Origin of the sequence: Kitasatospora sp. NPDC093102, from assembly GCF_040683915.1 — a bacterium.
Classification (GTDB): Bacteria; Actinomycetota; Actinomycetes; order Streptomycetales; family Streptomycetaceae; genus Kitasatospora.
Genome location: NZ_JBFBFA010000019.1, coordinates 1 through 19,254, shown reverse-complemented (window position 1 = coordinate 19,254; position 19,254 = coordinate 1). Strand labels below are relative to the sequence as shown.

At 73.1% G+C, this 19,254-nt stretch carries 15 protein-coding genes; 7 read left to right on the top strand and 8 right to left on the bottom strand.

What is annotated here, in order from left to right; all coding sequences use genetic code 11:
* Positions 1–6 precede the first annotated feature (6 nt).
* The 5 genes from nuoN (at position 7) to AB0O11_RS23120 (ending at position 7,074) form a co-directional block, all read left to right on the top strand.
* Entirely contained in the window at positions 7–1,629 is a 1,623-nt protein-coding gene (gene nuoN / locus AB0O11_RS23140; protein WP_363390319.1) for an NADH-quinone oxidoreductase subunit NuoN, read from the top strand.
* Between the two features lie 312 nt (positions 1,630–1,941).
* Complete coding sequence (locus tag AB0O11_RS23135; RefSeq protein ID WP_363390095.1) at positions 1,942–2,952, top strand: polyprenyl synthetase family protein; 1,011 nt, start codon at positions 1,942–1,944, stop codon at positions 2,950–2,952.
* 114 nt (positions 2,953–3,066) lie between these two features.
* Positions 3,067–3,729, top strand: coding sequence for a response regulator transcription factor (locus tag AB0O11_RS23130; protein WP_224280807.1), 663 nt, complete (start codon positions 3,067–3,069; stop codon positions 3,727–3,729).
* A 286-nt stretch (positions 3,730–4,015) separates the two neighbouring features.
* On the top strand, positions 4,016–6,013 hold the full coding sequence (locus AB0O11_RS23125) for a 2-oxoacid:acceptor oxidoreductase subunit alpha (RefSeq protein ID WP_363390092.1): 1,998 nt from the start codon (positions 4,016–4,018) through the stop codon (positions 6,011–6,013).
* Positions 6,010–7,074, top strand: coding sequence for a 2-oxoacid:ferredoxin oxidoreductase subunit beta (locus tag AB0O11_RS23120; RefSeq protein WP_363390089.1), 1,065 nt, complete (start codon positions 6,010–6,012; stop codon positions 7,072–7,074). Before AB0O11_RS23125 ends, AB0O11_RS23120 begins: the two co-directional genes overlap by 4 nt.
* Positions 7,075–7,158: 84 nt before the next feature.
* On the opposite strand, the gene AB0O11_RS23115 is transcribed toward AB0O11_RS23120, so the two are convergent.
* Together AB0O11_RS23115 and AB0O11_RS23110 are read right to left on the bottom strand one after the other, a co-directional pair.
* Positions 7,159–8,781 (bottom strand): LCP family protein, encoded by a 1,623-nt coding sequence (locus AB0O11_RS23115; protein ID WP_363390086.1) that lies wholly within the window; start codon positions 8,779–8,781, stop codon positions 7,159–7,161.
* The gene (locus tag AB0O11_RS23110) at positions 8,774–9,127 is read right to left on the bottom strand and encodes a DUF6542 domain-containing protein (RefSeq protein WP_363390083.1); all 354 of its coding nucleotides are present in this window, start codon (positions 9,125–9,127) and stop codon (positions 8,774–8,776) included. Before AB0O11_RS23110 ends, AB0O11_RS23115 begins: the two co-directional genes overlap by 8 nt.
* A 405-nt stretch (positions 9,128–9,532) precedes the next feature.
* Between AB0O11_RS23110 and AB0O11_RS23105 the strand changes: the two genes are divergently transcribed.
* On the top strand, positions 9,533–10,177 hold the full coding sequence (locus tag AB0O11_RS23105) for a TetR/AcrR family transcriptional regulator (RefSeq protein ID WP_363390081.1): 645 nt from the start codon (positions 9,533–9,535) through the stop codon (positions 10,175–10,177).
* 112 nt (positions 10,178–10,289) lie between these two features.
* On the opposite strand, the gene AB0O11_RS23100 is transcribed toward AB0O11_RS23105, so the two are convergent.
* The 5 genes from AB0O11_RS23100 to AB0O11_RS23080 form a co-directional block, all read right to left on the bottom strand.
* Complete coding sequence (locus tag AB0O11_RS23100; RefSeq protein WP_363390078.1) at positions 10,290–11,075, bottom strand: GNAT family N-acetyltransferase; 786 nt, start codon at positions 11,073–11,075, stop codon at positions 10,290–10,292.
* 60 nt (positions 11,076–11,135) lie between these two features.
* Complete coding sequence (locus AB0O11_RS23095) at positions 11,136–11,702, bottom strand: RICIN domain-containing protein (protein WP_363390075.1); 567 nt, start codon at positions 11,700–11,702, stop codon at positions 11,136–11,138.
* Positions 11,703–11,738: 36 nt separating this feature from the next.
* Positions 11,739–12,587, bottom strand: a complete 849-nt coding sequence (locus tag AB0O11_RS23090) for a peptidoglycan-binding protein (protein WP_363390072.1) — start codon at positions 12,585–12,587, stop codon at positions 11,739–11,741.
* Positions 12,588–12,629: 42 nt separating this feature from the next.
* A complete protein-coding gene (locus AB0O11_RS23085; protein WP_363390069.1) occupies positions 12,630–13,532 on the bottom strand; it encodes a CAP domain-containing protein in 903 nt (300 codons plus the stop codon).
* A 133-nt stretch (positions 13,533–13,665) separates the two neighbouring features.
* A complete protein-coding gene (locus AB0O11_RS23080; protein WP_363390066.1) occupies positions 13,666–16,599 on the bottom strand; it encodes a BTAD domain-containing putative transcriptional regulator in 2,934 nt (977 codons plus the stop codon).
* A gap of 130 nt (positions 16,600–16,729) precedes the next feature.
* Here AB0O11_RS23080 and AB0O11_RS23075 point away from each other — a divergent pair, with 130 nt between their 5' ends.
* Positions 16,730–18,160 (top strand): BTAD domain-containing putative transcriptional regulator, encoded by a 1,431-nt coding sequence (locus tag AB0O11_RS23075; protein WP_363390063.1) that lies wholly within the window; start codon positions 16,730–16,732, stop codon positions 18,158–18,160.
* A 42-nt stretch (positions 18,161–18,202) separates the two neighbouring features.
* Here the strand turns inward: AB0O11_RS23075 and AB0O11_RS23070 are convergent, their stop codons facing one another.
* On the bottom strand, positions 18,203–18,670 hold the full coding sequence (locus tag AB0O11_RS23070) for a hypothetical protein (RefSeq protein ID WP_363390060.1): 468 nt from the start codon (positions 18,668–18,670) through the stop codon (positions 18,203–18,205).
* Positions 18,671–19,254 lie beyond the last annotated feature (584 nt).

Here is a 19,254-nt window from a genome sequence, read left to right as displayed (position 1 = left end):
ACCGCAATGCTCGCCGCCGCCGGCGGCAACACCGCCGGCATCCCGGCACCGCACATCGAGTACGGCCAGCTCTCCCCGATGCTAGTGGTGTTCGCCGCCGCCGTGGCCGGTGTCCTGGTGGAGGCCTTCGCGCCCCGCCGGTTCCGGCACTGGACGCAGGTGGCGCTCGCCCTGGGCGGGCTGGTCGGCGCCTTCGTCGCCGTGGTGGCGCTGGCCGCGCAGGGCTACGGTTCCACCAAGGTGGACCTGCTGGCCATGGAGTCCGTCGCCCTGGACGGCCCGGCGCTGTTCCTCCAGGGCGTGATCCTGCTGGCCGCCGTGGTCGCGGTGCTCACCTACGCCGAGCGGAGGCTGGAGCCCAAGGCCGGCGGCCTGCCCGCCGACGCCTTCGCCGCCCAGGCCGCCGCCACCCCCGGCGGCGAGCAGGAGCGGGCCGCGGTCCGGGCCGGCTTCGCCACCAGCGAGGTCTTCCCGCTCACCATGTTCGCGGTCGGCGGCATGCTGCTGTTCCCCGCGGCCAACGACCTGCTGACCATGTTCGTGGCGCTGGAGGTCTTCTCGCTGCCGCTGTACCTGCTGTGTGCGCTGGCCCGGCGCCGTCGGCTGCTCTCCCAGGAGGCGGCGGTCAAGTACTTCCTGCTCGGTGCCTTCGCCTCGGCGTTCTTCCTGTTCGGCACCGCGCTGGTGTACGGCTACGCGGGCAGCGTGCGGCTCGGCGACATCGGCGACGTCATCTCCGGCAAGGCGATGACCACCCCCGCGCTGCTGAGCACCACCCAGAGCGACGCGCTGGTGCTGACCGGCCTGGCGATGCTGGCGGTCGGCCTGCTGTTCAAGGTCGCCGCGGTGCCCTTCCACTCCTGGACGCCGGACGTCTACCAGGGCGCGCCGACCCCGGTGACCGGCTTCATGGCGGCGGCCACCAAGGTCGCGGCCTTCGGGGCCTTCCTGCGGCTGTTCTACGTGGCCTTCCCGGGCCTGCGGCTGGACTGGCGGCCGGTGATGTGGGGGGTGGCGATCCTCACCATGGTCGTCGGCGCGGTGCTCGCGGTGACCCAGCAGGACGTCAAGCGCCTGCTGGCGTACTCCTCGATCGCGCACGCCGGGTTCATCCTGACCGGCGTGATCGCCGTCAACAAGCAGGGCATCTCCTCGGTGTTGTTCTACCTGCTGGCGTACTCCTTCGTGACGCTCGGTGCGTTCGCCGTGGTCACCCTGGTGCGCGACTCCAAGGGCGAGGCGACCCACCTGTCCAGCTGGGCCGGGCTCGGGCGGCGCTCGCCGCTGGTGGCGGCGGTGTTCGCGCTGTTCCTGCTGGCGTTCGCCGGGATTCCGCTGACCTCCGGCTTCACCGGGAAGTTCGCGGTCTTCCAGGCCGCGGCCAGCGGCGGGGCGACCCCGCTGGTGGTCGTCGGTGTGCTGAGTTCGGCAGTGGCCGCGTTCTTCTACATCCGGGTCATCGTGCTGATGTTCTTCTCGGACCCGCAGCCGGGCGGCCCCACGGTGGCGATCCCGAGCGCCTTCACGGCGACCGCGATCGGGGTGGGGGTGCTGGTCACGCTGGGTCTCGGACTGCTGCCGCAGTACTTCCTCGACCTCGCGTCCAAGGCCGCACTGTTCGTGCGCTGACCTTTGCGTCCGCCGCCCCCGACCAGGGCCCCGTCCGGGCCGCGCCCAGTCCGCGCGGTCCGGACGGGTCTTTGTCGGGAGCCGGGGCCGGGGGAGTTCCGACCGGCTCTCCCACCTTTGTTTCCATCCGAATTCACCCCCACCGCCGTCCGGCCCGCACAGCAGCCCTGACCAGGGCATCAGGCCCGATCATGACAGGATCCGCACGCCCGTGCAGTGATCCACTCACGACCGGATACCCTGCCTGTATGGCCAGCGGCGGCACTCAGGGACCAGGCCGCTAGATCGACCAGGGACAGAGGAGTGGTCTTCGTGACCGTCGTGGAACCCTTCGGGCTCAGCGTGCAGGACCGCGACCTGACCCGGGACGTCCAGGCCGGACTGGACGCGGTGGAGGCGGCGCTCGGTGAGGCCGTCAAGAGCGACGTCCCGTTCATCACCGTCACCGCCAGCCACCTCCTCGAAGCCGGCGGCAAGCGCTTCCGTCCGCTGCTCCTGCTGCTCGCCGCCCAGTTCGGCGACCAGGGGGCGCCCGGCGTGGTGCCCGCCGCCGTGGTGGTCGAGCTGACCCACCTGGCCACGCTGTACCACGACGACGTCATGGACGAGGCGCCGGTGCGCCGCGGCGCACCGAGCGCCAACTCCCGCTGGGACAACTCGGTCGCCATCCTCACCGGCGACTTCCTGTTCTCCCGCGCCTCCCAGGTGCTCGCCGACCTCGGCCCGGAGGCCGTGCGGATGCAGGCCGAGGCCTTCGAGCGGCTGGTCACCGGCCAGATCCTGGAGACCCGCGGCCCCGGCCCGGACATGGACCCGTTGCTGCACTACCTGGACGTCCTGGAGGGCAAGACCGGTTCGCTGATCGCCGTCTCCTGCCGGATAGGAGCGCTGATGGCCGGCGCCGAGCGCGAGCTGGTGGACACCCTCGGCGAGTTCGGCGAGCGGATCGGCATCGCCTTCCAGCTGGCCGACGACGTGCTCGACATCGCCAGCGACGGCCACGAGTCCGGCAAGACTCCCGGCACCGACCTGCGCGAGGGCGTGCCGACCCTGCCGACCCTGCTGCTTCAGCAGATGCCCGCCGACCCGGCCGACCCGGACGACACCCGGCTGCGCGAACTGCTCGACCAGGACCTCTCCGACGACGACCTGCACGCCGAGGCGCTGCGCCTGCTGCGCGCCCACCCCGCGCTGGAGCGCGCCCGCGCCGAGACCCTGCGCCGGGCCGAGGAGGCCCGGGCGTTGCTCGCCCCGCTGCCGGACTGCCCGGCGAAGGCCGCCCTGGAGGGCCTCTGCGACGCGGTGGCGATCCGCACCATGTGAGCCGGGCCGGGGCCGTCCGGGCCGGGCCGCGGTGAGGCCGGGCCCTGGCCCTCGGCACGCCCCGGGATGGGGGAGACTGACACCCGTCAGCACACGCCTGCCGGGAAGGTCGCCATGCGTCGCGTCGTCATAGCCGAGGACTCCGTACTGCTGAGGGAGGGACTGACCCGGCTGCTCACCGATCGCGGCCTGGAGGTCGTCGCCGGGGTCGGGGACGGCGAGGCCCTGGTGAAGGCCATCCACGACCTGGCGGCGGCCGACGCCCTGCCGGACGTCGTGGTCTCGGACGTGCGGATGCCCCCGACCCACACCGACGAGGGCCTGCGCGCCTGCGTCGAGCTGCGCGGCCGCTACCCGCAGCTGGGCGTGCTGGTGCTGTCGCAGTTCGTGGAGGAGCGCTACGCCTCGGAGCTGCTGGCCGGTTCCACCCGGGGCGTCGGCTACCTGCTCAAGGACCGGGTCGCCGAGGTGCGCGAGTTCGCCGACGCGGTGGTCCGGGTCGCCGAGGGCGGCACCGCGCTGGACCCGGAGGTGGTGCAGCAGCTCCTCAGCCGCAGCCGCAAGGGCGACGTTCTGGCCAATCTCACGCCGCGCGAGCGCGAGGTGCTCGGGCTGATGGCGGAGGGCCGCACCAACGCCGCGGTGGCCAAGCAGCTGGTCGTCTCCGACGGCGCAGTGGAGAAGCACGTCAGCAACATCTTCCTCAAGCTTGGCCTGGCCCAGAGCGCGGAGGACCACCGGCGGGTGCTGGCCGTGCTCACGTACCTCAACTCCTGAGGCCCGCCCCTCCGGTTCCGCTGCCCCGGCTCCCGGGGCACGCCCTCCGGGGGGGGCACATCTCGGCCATGCGCCCGCCGGGTGCTCGCGCCCGCCCGTCCGAGCCGGAATGATCTCCGGCGGGCGGGCGTTGACGAGTATGTGCGGTGCAGCCGCGGGCCGGTGAAATAACTGCCGTGGTTCCGTCCGCCGTCGTGTCGGCCCGCATAGGATGCGAGAGGTGCACCAGGCGGACGGGGCACGGGGCCGCGCCCGCGGTGGTGCGCCCACGAGGAGGTCCGCGGCAGTGACCAGTCAGGTCGATCAGTCAGAGGCAGTGGACGGCTCGGACGGCAACGAGGCCGGTGCCGGGAGCGGGGACGCGCGCTCGGGTTCGGCCGCGCCCGCCGGGCCACCCGCCCCGGGCGGCCCTCCGGCGAAGCCGGGCAAGCCCATCCGCAGACTCGATCGGGTGATCATTCGCTTCGCCGGTGACTCCGGTGACGGCATGCAGCTCACCGGTGACCGGTTCACCTCGGAGACGGCGTCCTTCGGCAACGACCTGTCCACGCTGCCGAACTTCCCGGCCGAGATCCGGGCGCCCGCCGGCACCCTGCCGGGCGTCTCGTCCTTCCAGCTGCACTTCGCGGACCACGACATCCTGACCCCGGGCGACGCCCCGAACGTGCTGGTCGCGATGAACCCGGCCGCGCTGAAGGCGAACCTGCCGGACCTGCCGCGCGGCGCCGAGATCATCGTCAACACCGACGAGTTCACCAAGCGCGCGCTGGCCAAGGTCGGTTACCCGGCGGACCCGCTGACCGACGGTTCACTGGGCGGCTTCCACCTGCACAAGGTGCCGCTGACCACGCTGACCCTGGAGGCGCTCAAGGACAGTGGTCTGGCCCGCAAGGACGCGGAGCGGGCGAAGAACATGTTCGCCCTGGGCCTGCTGTCCTGGATGTACCACCGGCCCACGCACGGAACGGAGTCGTTCCTGCGCACCAAGTTCGCCAAGAAGCCGCAGATCGCCGAGGCCAACATCAGCGCCTTCCGGGCGGGCTGGAACTTCGGTGAGACCACCGAGTCCTTCGCCGTCTCCTACGAGGTGCCGCCGGCCCGGCTCCCGGCCGGGCGCTACCGCAACATCTCCGGCAACCTCGCCCTGTCCTACGGTCTGATCGCCGCCGCGCAGCGCTCCGGACTGCCGCTGTACCTGGGCTCGTACCCGATCACCCCGGCCTCGGACATCCTGCACGAGCTGAGCCGGCACAAGGACTTCGGGGTGCGCACCTTCCAGGCGGAGGACGAGATCGCCGGCGTCGGCGCCGCGCTCGGTGCCGCCTTCGGAGGGGCGCTCGGCGTGACCACCACCTCAGGGCCGGGTGTCGCACTGAAGTCCGAGACGATCGGCCTGGCCGTCTCGCTCGAACTGCCGCTGCTGATCGTGGACATCCAGCGCGGCGGCCCGTCCACCGGCCTGCCGACCAAGACCGAGCAGGCGGACCTGCTGCAGGCGATGTTCGGCCGCAACGGCGAGGCGCCGGTGCCGATCGTCGCCCCGGCCACGCCCGCGGAGTGCTTCGACGCGGCGCTGGAGGCGGCCCGGATCGCGGTCACCTACCGCACCCCGGTGTTCCTGCTCTCGGACGGCTACCTGGCCAACGGCTCGGAGCCCTGGCGGATCCCCGGCGTCGACGAACTTCCGGAGATCGACCCGCAGTTCGCGACCGGCCCGAACCGCGAGGACGGCGCCTTCTGGCCGTACCTGCGCGACCCGCGGACGCTGGCGAGGCCCTGGGCGCCGCCCGGCACGCCCGGTCTGGAGCACCGGATCGGCGGCATCGAGAAGCAGGACGGCACCGGCAACATCTCCTACGACCCGGCCAACCACGACTTCATGGTCCGCACCCGGCAGGCCAAGGTCGACGGCATCACCGTGAAGCCGGTGGAGGTGGACGACCCGACCGGCGACGCCCGGGTGCTGGTGCTGGGCTGGGGTTCGACCTACGGGCCGATCACCGCCGCGGTGCGCCGGGTGCGCGCGGACGGCGGCGAGGTCGCCCAGGCGCACCTGCGCAACCTCAACCCGTTCCCGGCCAACCTGGGCCCGGTGCTGCGCAGTTACGAGAAGATCATCGTGCCCGAGATGAACCTGGGCCAGCTGGCCCTGCTGCTGCGGGCGAAGTACCTGGTGGACGCCGAGTCCTACAACCAGGTGCGCGGATTGCCGTTCAAGGCGGCCCAGTTGGCGGACGTGCTGTGGGCCGCGGTCGGCACCCTGGACGAGGAGGACCACCGATGAACGAGCGGAGCGAGCGCGACTTCCCGTCCCTGCGACTGGTGCCCAAGGCCGAAGGCCCGCAGAGCGCCCGGGACTTCAAGACCGACCAGGAGGTGCGCTGGTGCCCGGGCTGCGGGGACTACGCGATCCTGGCGGCGGTGCAGTCCTTCATGCCGGAGCTGGGCATCCGGCGCGAGAACACGGTGTTCGTCTCGGGCATCGGCTGCTCCTCGCGCTTCCCGTACTACATGAACACCTACGGGGTGCACTCGATCCACGGCCGGGCGCCGGCGATCGCGACCGGACTGGCCACCTCGCGCCAGGACCTGAGCGTCTGGGTGGTGACCGGTGACGGCGATGCGCTGTCGATCGGCGGCAACCACCTGATCCACGCCCTGCGGCGGAACGTCAATCTGAAGATCCTGCTGTTCAACAACCGGATCTACGGGCTCACCAAGGGCCAGTACTCGCCCACCAGCGAGCTCGGCAAGATCACCAAGTCCACCCCGATGGGCTCGCTGGACGCGCCGTTCAACCCGCTGTCCCTGGCGATCGGCGCCGAGGCCACCTTCGTGGCGCGCACCATCGACTCGGACCGCCAGCACCTCCAGTCCGTGCTCCGGGCGGCTGCCGAGCACGAGGGCACGGCGCTGGTGGAGATCTACCAGAACTGCAACATCTTCAACGACGGTGCCTTCGAGGTGCTGAAGGAGCCCGGCAGCCGGGACGAGGCACTGATCCGGCTGGAGCACGGGAAGCCCGCCCGCTTCGGCGCCGACCTGGCGAGCGGCGTCTTCCGGGGCCCGGACGGCGAGCTGTTCACCGCCCCGGTCACGGCGGACAACGAGGCGGACGTCCTGGTCCACGACGCGCACGCGGCCAGCCCCGCCACCGCCTTCGCACTCTCCCGGATCGCCGACGCGGACACCCTGCACCACACGCCGATCGGTGTGCTGCGCAGCGTCGAACGCCCGGTCTACGACGAGCTGATGGCGGGCCAGCTGGCTGCCGCCGCCGCCCGGAGCGGCCAGGGCGACCTGGCCACGCTGCTCGCCGGCAACGACACCTGGACGGTGGACTGACCGTCCGCCGGAGTGAGCGGCGCCCCCTGTCCCGGGTCGGGACAGGGGGCGCCGCTCGTCGTTCCCAGGTCGATGCGGTACGCGTCAGAAGACGCAGGGGATGCCGCCGTCGGACTCCGCGTCGACCATGGGGCCCTGCTGGGGCACGTTGGTGTCCGGGGCGGCCGGGGTGCCGGTGGCGGGCTTGTCGCCGGGGGCGCCGGTGAAGGTGGTGCCGAGGGTGACGACGACGTGGTCCGCGGGGGCGGTGGCGGACTCGGTGGCGGTGACGCCGTAGCGGGCGGCGACCTGGGCGGCGGCCTCCTTGGCGCCCTTGCCGTAGGTGACGGTGGTGGTCTTGGGCTTGGAGGCGGCGGGGCCGGTGCGGCCCTCCTTGAAGCCCGGGCCGGCCAGGGCCTTGGCCTCGGCCGCGGAGGTGACGCCGGCGGCCGAGGAGGCGTTGAAGACGTCCACGGTGACGGCCTTGGCGGTGGTCGTCGTCGGACCGGCGGCAGGTTGGGCGGGGGCCGTCGGGGTGGGGCTCTCGTCGGTCGGTGCCGGCGCGGGACTGGTGTCGGCGTAGCCGAACAGTTGCTTGACGATCTTCTGGATCTGCGGCGGGCTGACGACGTTGACGTCCTGGCCGTTGACCGTCTTGAGCTCGGCGACCGGGAGGGTGCGGAACTCCACATTGCCGCCGGTGAGGTTGGGGGCCTGCTGGGCGAAGTCCAGGACGTTCCACTCGTTGTCGATCACGAGGTCCTTCTGCACCACGCCCATCAGCTCCTGCATCTTGCCGAGGTTGCCGATGACGCCCTTCTGCTTGAGGTTGTGCACGACGGAGGAGATGAAGGCCTGCTGGCGGTGGGTGCGGGCGAAGTCGCTGTCGTTGCCGTCGCCGCCGTTGAGGTTGTGGCGCTGGCGGACGAAGGAGAGCGCCTGCGAGGCGTTGAGCTGGTTGACGCCCTTGTGGAAGTCGGCCCCGGAGCCCTGGCCCTCCATGGCCGGGTCCTTCGTGTCGTGGGTGAGGCAGACCTCGATCGGCTGGAGGGCCTTGGCGATGTCGTAGAAGCCCATCAGGTTGACCTCGGCGATGTGGTCGACGGGCTGGTCGAGGAACTTCTGCACGGTCTGGATGGTGGCCGCGCGCCCGGCGTCGCGCCCGGCCTTCTCCAGGTCCACGCCCTTGAGCCCCTTGGCCTGGAGGGCCGGCGTGGCCTTCTCCTTGGCCTCGCCGTAGGCCTCCTTGATCTTGCGCATGCCGACCTGCTTGCCGTCGCCGCTGTAGGCCATCACGTAGTCGTCGCGGGGTATCGAGACGGCCTGCACCTTGCCGCCGTTCGCCGGGATGTGCAGCAGGATCAGGGAGTTGGTGTTGTAGCCGCCGATGTCGGAGCTGTGGCCGGCGTGCAGCTCGTCCTGGACGAACTCGGGCGGGAGGTCCGTGCCGTCCATGTTCTTGCGGCTGTCCAGGCCGATCAGCAGCAGGTTGACCGAGTTGTCGAGGTGCTTGGGCGCGTCCTTCTTGGTCTCGGCGATGACTCCGGAGGTGGTCATCCCGTCGGTGAGCTGCTTGTACTCGTACCAGACCACCCCGCTGGCGGCGAACACCGCCAGGCCGACGCTGCAGGCCAGCGCCCGGCCCGCGATGAGCGCGGGGGAGGGGCGGCGGCGCGGTGGCGTCGGGGCTCCGCCCTCGGCCCGGCCGTCGGTCCGGTTCTCAGCCATGCTGCCTCCTCCGCGCCCGGACCAGCCGGACCGCGATCACGACGACGGCCGCGGCCGCGGCCTCGGCCATCACGGGAAAGCCGTGCACCACCCACTTCGCGGCGCCGGTGGCCAGGCCCTTGCCCAGGTACCGGTCGCGGTGGGCGGCCAGCTCGACGACGGCCGTCGCGCCCAGGACGACCAGCGGCGAGGCGGCGAGCACCCACCACCAGCCGTTGCGGCTGCTCAGCGCCGCCGCCAGGCCGGTGCCCAGCACGGCGGCCACGGTGAAGGCCAATCCCATGCCGGGGCCGGAGAGTTCGTCGACCGCGGCGCCGGCCAGCGGCAGCCCGACGGCGAGGGCCACCGGCAGTGCCGGCCCACCGGGCAGGGGGCGTATGTGTCCGGCGGGTCCGCCCGCCGCCCGTCGGCGCGCCCCCTGGCCGGCCGACCGTCCTCGTTGCCCCGCCACGCCCTCACCCCGGTGTTCCCGTGCTCCGCGCCACGGTGGCGCCTGCGCCGCATGCCGTCCGAAAGTCCGTTCGTGGCGCTGCCAGTTCTGGACGCCGGTTCCGGCCGGCCGGTTCCCGCGCGGGCCCGGCTGCCCGTGATCGGGGGCGCTTCCCAATTCCTTCTACACGGGTGTAGAAGTCGTACGCAGCATAGAGCACGTCCGTCCGGCGGCACCTCCGGGTTCGCTGCAACCCGGATAAACTACACCGAGCAGTTTCTGAGAGGGCCGGCCGATGCGCCGGCGGAAGAGGAGAGGACCGTGGCGGCGACGGGCGGAGCGGGGCGGCCGGAGAAGCGCAAGGCGATCACGCAGGCCGCGACGGTGGTGTTCGGACGCGAGGGGTACGTCCGGGCCAGCATGGACGCGATCGCGGCCGAGGCCGGGGTGTCCAAGCGGACGGTCTACAACCACTTCGCCGACAAGGAGACCCTCTTCCTGTCCGTGGCCCTGCAGAACTCGGCGGAACTGACCGAGCGGATCCGGGAGTTGATGGCGAAGTACCTCGACCGGGTGGTGGACCTGCGCCAGGACCTGGTCGACTTCGCCGTCGAGCGGGCCCGCGCCGTCCTGTCCGCCGGCGAGCACGGGGCGCTCGGCCGGGCGATCCGGGCCGAGGTGGCCAACATCCCGGCGGACGTCCTGGAGGCCTGGCTGGAGGCCGGGCCGGTCGCCTCCCAGCGCGACCTCGCGCAGCACTTCGCGGCGCTCGCCGGGCGCGGGCTGCTCGCGGTCGAGGACGCCGGGACGGCCGCCGAGCAGTTCACGCTGCTGACCTTCCACGGCATCGCCGAGCGCTCCTTCTGGGGCGCACTCCCGGTGCCGGACGAGGAGGCCGAGCGGATCGCGACGGCCGGTGTGGACGCCTTCCTGCGGATCCACGGCGCGTCGGCGGCGCAGGGCTGAGAACACCCGGGCGGGGGCGGCCCGGCAGGTGCTCGACCTGGTCGGCGGCCCGCTCCCGGAGGGCCACCGGCGAACCCGGCGGGGCACCGTCGGGCGGACGGTCCGTGGACGTCTAGGACGCGGTGCCGAGCACCAGCTCGTTGTACGTGGCGACGGTGGTGAAGCCGAGCCGCTCGTAGAGCCGGATCGCCGGGGCGTTGTCGGTGCGGACGTTCAGGCCCAGGTGGTCGGTGGTCGCGGCCAGGTGGTGGCACAGCGAGGTGACGCAGGCCCGGGCGAGGCCGCGGCCGCGGGCGTCGGGGTGGGTGGTGACGTTGCCGAGCACGGCGACCCGCTGCGCGGGGGAGTGCACGTGCACTCCTGCGACGGCCAGCAGCCGGCCGTCCTCGCGGACGCCGACGTAGCCGCCGTCGGCGAGCATCCGGGGGTCGAACCAGGAGTCGGGGTGGGACTCTTCGAGCAGGGCGCGGACGGCGTCGACGTCGTCGAGGGTCAACGGCTGCGTCTCGTGCGCGACCTCGGTCGGAAGTCCGTCGGTGAGGAGCATCCGCAGCAGCGGCGTCCGGCGCTCGACCGCGTAGTCGGGGACGAGGGCCCGCTCGGCGCCTTCCGGCAGCCCGGCCGTGAAGCGGCGCGGGAGGAAGGGCCGGAGGTCGCGCAGCAGGGACTCCAGCGGAGGCACGTCCGCGGGCCGGGCGAAGGCGAGCAGGACGGGGGTGTCCCCGCCGCTGTAGAGCAGCGCGACCGGCCCGCGGCCGGAATCGGGAGAGGCCGTGTACCAGGTGGTGTTCGGCCAGAGGGTGTCGTCCAGGTCGCCGAGCTCGAAGAGGTGCAGCGCCGGATCGGTGCGGAAGCGGGCGGCGAGCGCGGCGCGGTCGTGCAGGCTGATGAGGGGCACGCGGACGAGGATAGGCCCGGCCCGCTCGACGTCGACGAGCGGACCGGGCCCGGTGGTTCGTCAGCCCAGCAGCCAGCGCTGGGCCGGGGCGGCGGGGTTGCAGGGGGCCACCCCGGTGGCCTGGCCGCCGCCGTTGGAGGTGAGGCACTGCCCGGTGGCCGCGCTGCGGATCAGGTACCAGCCGTGGTCCTCGTCGGTCAGCCGCCACTTCTGGTTGGCCGGCATCCAGTCGCCGGCCGGGCGGTTGAGGCCGTCCAGCCCGCCGGGGGTGTCCCAGAGGCGGACGGCACCCGAGCCGGTGTCGAGGTCGATCACCTTGCCCTGCCCGTGCGAGAACGCGGTGGTGCCGTCGCAGTAGCGCCAGAACCACCAGGTCTGCGCGGGCGACTGGTTGGCTTCCCAGACGACGATCGGCTGACCGTTGACCTCGGCGTTGTGGAACAGGTCGAGCGCGCCTGCCCCGGAGCCGTTGTGCACGGCCGCCAGCGCCCCTGCGGCCGGCGTCATGTCGCAGTTGCCGGCCTGTGCCGCCTGCGCCGCCGGCGCACCGGCCACGACCGCCCCCGCGACGGCCGTGACGGCCCCGAGCGAGGCGAGGAACCTGCGGGTACGGGTGATGGTGCTCATGGCGTTTCTCCTTCTGGTGTGGTGGAGGGGCCCGGGTCAGCCGCGCGGGACCGCGAGCGCGGCCCACTGCTTGGGGCCGGGGATTCCGTCGGCGTCCGCGCCCGAGTCGCCGAGCTTGTGCTGCCAGTTGCGGAAGGATTCGAGGTCGGCGTCGGACCACTCGGGCCCGGGGCCCTCGGCGTAGGCGGAGCAGCCCTCGGCGACGAGGCGCTCGCCCATCCGGGTGATGACGTCGCTGTTCTGACCGTCGTGGAAGAAGCCGGCACCGGGGAACGGCTCGTAGCCGTCGCCGCCGTCGGCCGCCGGGGCGGCACCGGACGGGGCACCGCCGCTGGGGCTGTCGTCCGCGGAGGCCTCCTGCCCGAAGTAGAGCGCCCCGGGCCGGTCCTTCCACTCCGGGTCGGCGAGGACCACACCCTCGGCGAAGTCCGGGATGCCGTAGCCGTGGACCCAGTCCGAGCGGCGATCACGGGTCTTCAGGTAGACGCCGTCACCCTCGGAGCTTCCCCCGTCGTTGGTGTTGCCCTCGACGGTGGTGATGGTGGAGCTGGTGTAGGCGATGCAGATGCCGGTGTGGCTGCCGCCGCCGGGGCCGAAGAAGACCTGGCCGCCGATCACCGGGTACTCGGTGAAGCGGTCGCGCTCCTTGAACCAGGCGACGCCCTCCGCGCAGGAGGCGGTCACCGGGAAGAGGCCGGCACTGCCGGACTGCTCGGCGCACCAGGCGACGAAGGTGGCGCACCAGGCCTCGCCCTGGGACCACTCCAGGCCGGCGACGGCGGGGGAGAACTTCTGGATGTTGTTCCAGTGCCCGCCGCTGCGGCCCTCGTGGTAGCCGACCTCGTCTCGGGCGATGCGGATCAGGTCCGCCGCGTTCGAGGACATGGGTATGGACTCCTTGTTGCTGGAAGGGTGCCGGTCGGGATCTCAGGCCTTGCCGAAGGTCTGCACGTAGCGGCCCCAGTTGCCGCGCTGGCGGGGCGCGTAGCCGATGCCGATGAAGTTGTAGTCGGGGTTGAGGATGTTCACCCGGTGGCCCGGGCTGTTCATCCACATCTGCATCGCCTCCGGCACGCTGTTGCTCGGGGTGACGTTCTCGGCGGAGGCCCGCGAGGAGAAGCCGGCGGCCGCGATGCGGTCCCAGGGGGAACTGCCGTCGGTGCCGTTGTGCTGGGTGAGGTCGTGCGAGGCCATGTCGTTGGCGTGGCGCTGGGCGGCCGCGCTGAGGCGGTCGTCCAGGCGCACCGGCGGGGCGCCGACCCGGCCGCGCTCGGCGTTGACGGCGTTCAGCATCTCGGAGCGGAAGTCACCGCCACCGGGCTGCGGTTGGGGTTGGGGCTGGGGCTGCGGCTGCTGCTGCCCGCCGCCGCTGACGCCCCCGGCCGGGACGAGCTGCCAGCGCTGCGCCGGGTTGGCGTCGTCCTGCTTGGCCAGGGTGAGCGGGGAACCGGGGGCGGCCGCGGTGAGGAAGAGCATGCCCTCGTTGGTGCGGGTGGTGCGGATCCGGACCCAGTCGTTGTCGAGGGGCTCGAAGCACCAGTGCTGGTTGGGCTGGTTGTGCTCGTTGTACAGCCAGGTCTGGCCGATGGAGTAGTTGAAGTCCATGACCATGGCCTGGCCGGGGGCGTGCCGGCCCACGGTCAGCTGGGTCTCCAGGAGGAAGCTGCCGTTCTCCTTGGCCCAGAAGGTCCAGCCCTGGGCGGTGGTCCCGTTGGATCCCCAGGACTGGATGGCGGTGCCGGCGGCGGTCTGGCTGGAGCGGACGTCGGCGACCGTTCCGTTGGCGGACTTGAGCGTCCAGGTCTGGCCGTGCTGCGGGAGCGTGGGCATGGTTGCGCCTCTCGTCTGTGGTGTCGCCCCGGGCCGCAACCGCTGCGGCCCGGGGCCTGACGAGAGAGACGTTTCCGCACTGCGGTAGACGGGCGGTCAACGCGCGTAGCCCGCACCGCCGTTGATGTCGCGTCTACCGCGCCAGCAGTCCCCTGACCTGCGCAGACTCCTCCTGGAGGCCCAGCCGCTCGTACACCTCCAGGGAGTCCGTCAGGCAGGCCCGGGCCTGGCTCGGGCGGCCCAGGCCGGTGAGCGCGGTGCCGAGGGTGCGCAGCAGGCCGGCCTCCAGGGCGGGGCTGGTGCGCCGGGCGAGCGGGAGGACGGCCTCGGCGGCGTCGACGGCGAGCATCCAGCGGCCGGCCTCGGCGTGGATGCGGGCGGCGAGGTCGCCGGACGCGGCGGCGAACACGGTGACCTGGAGGGCGGCGAACTCGTCGCGGGCGCCGACGGCGTGGGTGAGCGCGGCCTCCGGATCGCCGCACAGCCGCAGCACCCGGGCGAGGTAGTAGCGGCCGATCGCGGCGGAGACCGGCCCCGAACCGCTCATCAGGTGGGCGCTGCGCTCGGCGGCGTCCCGGGCCTCGTCGATCCGGCCGGTCTGGGCGCAGCTGAACGCGAACTCGCCGAGGGCGCTGCCCTCGGAGCGGCTCGCGTCCAGGCGCCGGAACAGCCCGGCGGCCCGGCCGGCGTGTTCGGCGGCCTCGGCGTAGCGGCCGTGGACGCGGGCGTTGCCGCCGAGGGTGAGCAGGGCCTTGGCGAGGACCCGCTCGGTGCCGGTGGTGGTGCAGACGTCGACGGCTCGGTGGATCTCCTCCTCGGACTCGGCGTAGCGGTTGACGTGCCAGAGCATCGAGCCGCGCAGGTAGCGGGCGAGGGCGAGCGGGCCGTGGTCGCCGCGTGCCGTGGCTTCCCGGGCGAGGCGTTCGGCGAGGTCGGCGATGACGGTGGTCTGGGTGCGTTCGGCGAGCACCGAGCCCATCCGGTCGGCGAGTTCGGCGGCGCGATCGAGCGGTACGGCCGGGTCCGCGCAGCTCAGGGCGATGACGGCGGCGTGCACCTCGGCCTGTTCGCGCATCCAGCGCACGGCTTCCGCGCCGTCGGCCACCGGTCGGCCGGGGTGGGACACGGTCGCGTCGAGCAGGCTGAGTTCGACCGGGTCGGGTTTGCGGGCGACGAGGTCGGCGTTGCGGGCGGTGGCGAGGCAGAAGTCGAGCAGCCGGTCGGTGGCGGCGGTGCGTTCGGCGGCGCCGTCCTCGTCGGCGAGCCGGCCGCGGGCGTAGGCGCGGACGAGGTCGTGGAAGCCGTACCGGCCGAAGCGGGGGGAGTGCAGCAGGTTGAGGTCGACGAGGGTTTCGAGCAGCTCGCCGGTCTCGGCCTCGGTGCGGTCGAGCAGGGCGGCGGCGCAGGGCAGCGGGACGTCGGGGGCGTCGGGCAGGGCGAGCAGCCGGAAGGCGCGGGCGAGTTCGGCGTCCAGGCGGTGGTAGGAGAGGGCGAAGCTGGCCTCCACGGTCCGTTCGCCGTCGCTGAGTTCGGCCAGCCGGTGCTCCCGGCGGAGTCCTTCGGCGAGCGCGGCCAGGGTGAGCGCGGGGTCGGCGGCGAGCCGGGAGGCGACGATGCGGACGGCGAGCGGCAGCAGCCCGCAGGCCCGGACGACCTCCTCGGCGGCCCCGGGTTCGGCGGCGACGCGTTCGGCGCCGACGATCCGGGTGAACAGCTCCAGCGCCTGCCCGGGCGACAGGGTGTCCAGCCGCAGCTGGTGGGCCCCGGCGAGGCCGGTCAGCCGGTGGCGGCTGGTGACGAGGACGGCGCAGCCGGGTGAGCCGGGCAGCAGCGGTTCGACGTGGCCGGTGGTGGCGGCGTTGTCGAGGACGACCAGGACGCGCCGCCCGGCCAGGGCCGAGCGGTAGAGCGCGCTGCGCTCGCCGGCGTCCGGCGGGATCTCGCCCGGGTCGACGCCGAGGTCCCGCAGGAAGCCGGCGAGCACCGTGCCGGGGTCGGGCGGGGTGCGGTCGGCGCCGCGCAGGTCGGCGAAGAGCTGCCCGTCGGGGAAGCGGTCGCGGACCCGGCGGGCGACGTGCACGGCGAGGGTGGTCTTGCCGACGCCGCCCATGCCGTCCAGGGCGGAGACCACGACGGCCCGTCCGCCGGCGCCGGCGAGGCGGTCGGCGAGGGTCTCGGCCTCCTCGGTGCGGCCGGTGAAGTCGGGCAGGCCGGACGGGAGCTGGTCGGGGGCCTGCCAGCTGTCGGCGGTGGCGTCGGCGGTGGGTTCGGCCGGGCCTGTGGCGGCCTTCGCGGGCAGCAGGGAGGCGTCCTCGCGCAGGATGCGCAGCTGGAGGTCGGCCGGGCCGTTCTCGCCGGGCGGGAGCGAGGCGCGGGCGTCCTCGTACACGGCGAGCGCCTCGGCCTTGCGCCCGGCCTGGTACAGGGCGCGCATCAGGACGGCGGTGAGCCGGGGGCGGCCTGGTTGCTCCAGGGCGAGGGCGGCGATCGCCGCGGTGAGGTCGGTGCGGTCGCCGAGATCGGCGTCCAGTTCCAGTTCCGTCTCCTTGGCCGAGATCCGCTGCTCGGTGAGGCGGGCTCGGACGGCCTCGGCGTGCGGCCCGGGCAGTCCGGCCAGGGCTTCGCCGACCCACAGCCGGTGGGCGCGCCGCAGCACCTCCCGGACCTCCTGCGGCGGTGCGTCCGCCTCGTGCAGCCGTCCGGCCTCGGCCACCAGCGCCTCCCAGGCGGCGGCGTCCACCTCGGCACCGGGCGCCTTGAACGCGTATCCGTCGCCGACCCGGACCAGCGGCATCCGGTCCGGGTCGTCCCCGGCGTACGGCCGGAACGCGGTGCGCAGCCGGGAGACGGCGAGCTGGACGGCCTTGCGCGGATCGGCCGGCGCGGCCCCGCCCCACACCCCCTCGACCAGCACCGAGGTCGCGACCGTCCGCCCGGCGGCGCCCAGCAGTACGGCGAGCACGGCCCGCTGCTGCGGCCTGCCCAGCTGCAGCTCCTGCTCCCCGCACCAGGCCCGCAGCGGTCCCAGCAGTCCGAACCGCAGCCCGGATCCCCCCATGTCACCCATGTCCCGTCCCCGAAAGTCGTTCTGCGCCGGGATCTCGCCAGTTCCGTCCGGACGGGCGGGCCCCGTACCCCCGGCGGCCTATTCTCTGTCACAGATTGTGTACCGGATCGAGGGCTTCGAGGAGTGGGCGGTGGGGCTCGAATTCCACGTGCTGGGGCCGCTGCGGGTCCGGTACGAGGGCCGGGAGGTTGACCTCGGACGACCGCAGCAGCGGGCCGTCCTCGCCGCGCTGCTGTTCCCGCCGGGGCAGCTGGTGTCGACGGACCGGCTGGTCGAGAGCCTGTGGGGCGAGGACGAGAGCCGCTGGCCGAAGGACCCGGTCGGGCAGATCGGCACCCATGTCCACCGGCTCCGACGTGCCCTGGGCGGGCCCGGGCTGCTGGTCGGGGCGGCGGGCGGGTACCGGCTGGAGGCGCCGCGCACGGCGGTGGACCTCTTCCGCTACGAGGCCGCGGTGACGGAGGCCGTCGCGCTGCGTCACCAGGATCCGCTACGGGCGCGCGAGATGCTGGCGCAGGCTCTGGGGGCCTGGGAGGGGAACCGCGCGCTGGACGGGGTGCCCGGGACGTTCGCCGAGCGGGTCCGGGAGCGACTGGCGGCCGGGCGCTTCGCGGCGGTCAAGGCGCTGCTCGGCCTGGACCTGGCGCTCGGCCGGCACGCCGAGGCGCTGGAACCGCTGGCCGGGCTGGCGGCCACGCACCCGCAGGACGAGGAGGTGCACAGGCTGCACCTGCTGGCACTGCACCGCTGCGGCCGTACGGCGGAGGCGCTGGCGGGGTACGAGGCGCTGAGGGAGCGGCTGGACGGGGAGCTCGGGCTCGAACCCGCCCCGGCGCTGGTCGAACTGGCGGAGCAGATCCGACGGGGGGAGGCCCCGGTGCTGCTGCAGCGGCTGCCGAGGCTGCCGAGGCCGTGTCAGCTGCCGCCGGACATTCCGGACCTGGTCGGGAGGGCGGCGCAGGTGCGGGAGGCGGAGCGGGTCCTGCGGGCGGACGGTACGCCGGTTCTGGGGCTGTCGGGCCCGGCGGGCTGCGGCGCTTCGGCGCTGGCGGTGCACGTCGCGCACACCGTCCAGGACGCCTACCCGGACGGCCAGCTGTACGCGAGCGGGGGCGGCTCCGGCGCGGTGCTGGCCGGCTTCCTGCGGGCGTTGGGGGATCGGGCCGACTCCTCGGCGGGCCTCGACGAGCTGTCCGCGCGCTACCGCGCCGCGCTCACCGGGCGTCGGGTGCTGGTGCTGCTCGACGGGATGGCCGAGCCGGGGCCGCTGCTGCCGTCGGTGCCCGGCTGCGCCGCGGTGGTGGCGGGGGCGGAACCGGGCGCGCTGCCCGAGGACGCCGTACGGCTGGCGGTGGGACCGCTGGAGCCGCACGACGCCTACGAGCTGCTGGCCCGGATCGCCGGCGCGGAGCGGATCCGGCGGGAGCCGGAGGCGGTGGCCGAGCTGGCGGAGATCTGCGGCCACCTGCCTGTCCTGCTGCGGACGGCGGCGGAGCGGCTCGCCGCCCGGCCGCAGTGGACGGTGGCCGACCTGGTCAGGTGGCTCGCGGAGCGGGGCTGAGTGCCGGGCCGCGCGGGCGGCCCGGCCGGGCGGGACCGGGAACTACGGCCGCGGGGCGTACAGGTCGGAGGCCAGGGTCACGGACTGGGGGTCGTTGGAGTGCGGGACCCGGTCGCTGCCCCAGTAGTAGTCGACGCGGTACTCGCCGACGACCAGCTTGGCGTGCGGGTGTCCGTACGCCAGGCTGTTGGCCCCGCAGAAGCGGCCGTCGGCGCCGTAGACGACGAGGTTGCCGTCGGACTGCATGACGGCCTTGTAGCCGCAGTTCTGGGTGTTCATGGCCCAGCCGACCTTCATCAGGCTGGGGTAGTTGTAGTTGTAGTAGACGACGAGGTTGCCGTCGGACTGCATGATCAGCCGGGTGCTGGGAGAGTCGACGTGCCAGCCCGGGTAGAGCGGCTCGTCGTCCCAGATGGCGTGGGAGGCCGGGTCGTACGCGGCCTGCGCGCTACCCGCCCCCAGCATCGTCCCGGTCAGTGCCAGCGCGGCGGTCGCCGTTACGACGGCCACGCGTCGGAGTGCGTTGGTTGCCTTCATGTCCCCGTGTACCTCGTGGTTCTCTCGTGCGTTCGCGCCCGGGAGGTCCTCGGGGCGCCGTGCGAGGACGATCTTGGGGGAGGGCGGTAGACAAACGATGAACGCCCGCGCCGATCGGCTTGATCGGCGTCCGGGGGCGGGGACAGACCCGGCAGGCTGGGCCGGCTGCCTCCTGCGGCGGCCCGGGGGCATTTGGCTTGGGCCCGAAGTAGGAGTACTGTCTCCTAGTCGCCTGACAGGGAGCACCGGACACGCAGCTGCGCGGACGGTCCCGGGGCAGCCAATCCTCTGAAACACCACTTCCCGGTTCGGGCCGGGTCGCTTCGTCGTTTTCACGTCGCGGCCTGGTGTGTATTCGGTGTGCGCGTTTTATTGGGTTGCGGTCGGATTCGCTTTTCGGAGCGGAGATCGGCTAGAGTTTGAAACGTCGGACGGGGCGTCAAACCCCGGAAGACACCGGCGAGTTGGATGAAGGAAGCCCCGGAAACGGAGCGGAAAACATCTGATAAGCTGGAAACACGAAAGAACGAAGCCCGGAGGGTCCGCTGGAAGGCGGT

Excerpts from the sequence above, each read along its gene's own strand:
- nuoN (WP_363390319.1), top strand. The coding sequence starts at position 7 with ATGCTCGCCGCCGCCGGCGGCAACACCGCCGGCATCCCGGCACCGCAC.
- AB0O11_RS23130 (WP_224280807.1), top strand. The coding sequence starts at position 3,067 with ATGCGTCGCGTCGTCATAGCCGAGGACTCCGTACTGCTGAGGGAGGGA.
- AB0O11_RS23120 (WP_363390089.1), top strand. The coding sequence starts at position 6,010 with ATGAACGAGCGGAGCGAGCGCGACTTCCCGTCCCTGCGACTGGTGCCC.
- AB0O11_RS23115 (WP_363390086.1), bottom strand. The coding sequence starts at position 8,781 with ATGGCTGAGAACCGGACCGACGGCCGGGCCGAGGGCGGAGCCCCGACG.
- AB0O11_RS23095 (WP_363390075.1), bottom strand. The coding sequence starts at position 11,702 with ATGAGCACCATCACCCGTACCCGCAGGTTCCTCGCCTCGCTCGGGGCC.
- AB0O11_RS23090 (WP_363390072.1), bottom strand. The coding sequence starts at position 12,587 with ATGTCCTCGAACGCGGCGGACCTGATCCGCATCGCCCGAGACGAGGTC.
- AB0O11_RS23085 (WP_363390069.1), bottom strand. The coding sequence starts at position 13,532 with ATGCCCACGCTCCCGCAGCACGGCCAGACCTGGACGCTCAAGTCCGCC.
- AB0O11_RS23080 (WP_363390066.1), bottom strand. The coding sequence starts at position 16,599 with ATGGGTGACATGGGGGGATCCGGGCTGCGGTTCGGACTGCTGGGACCG.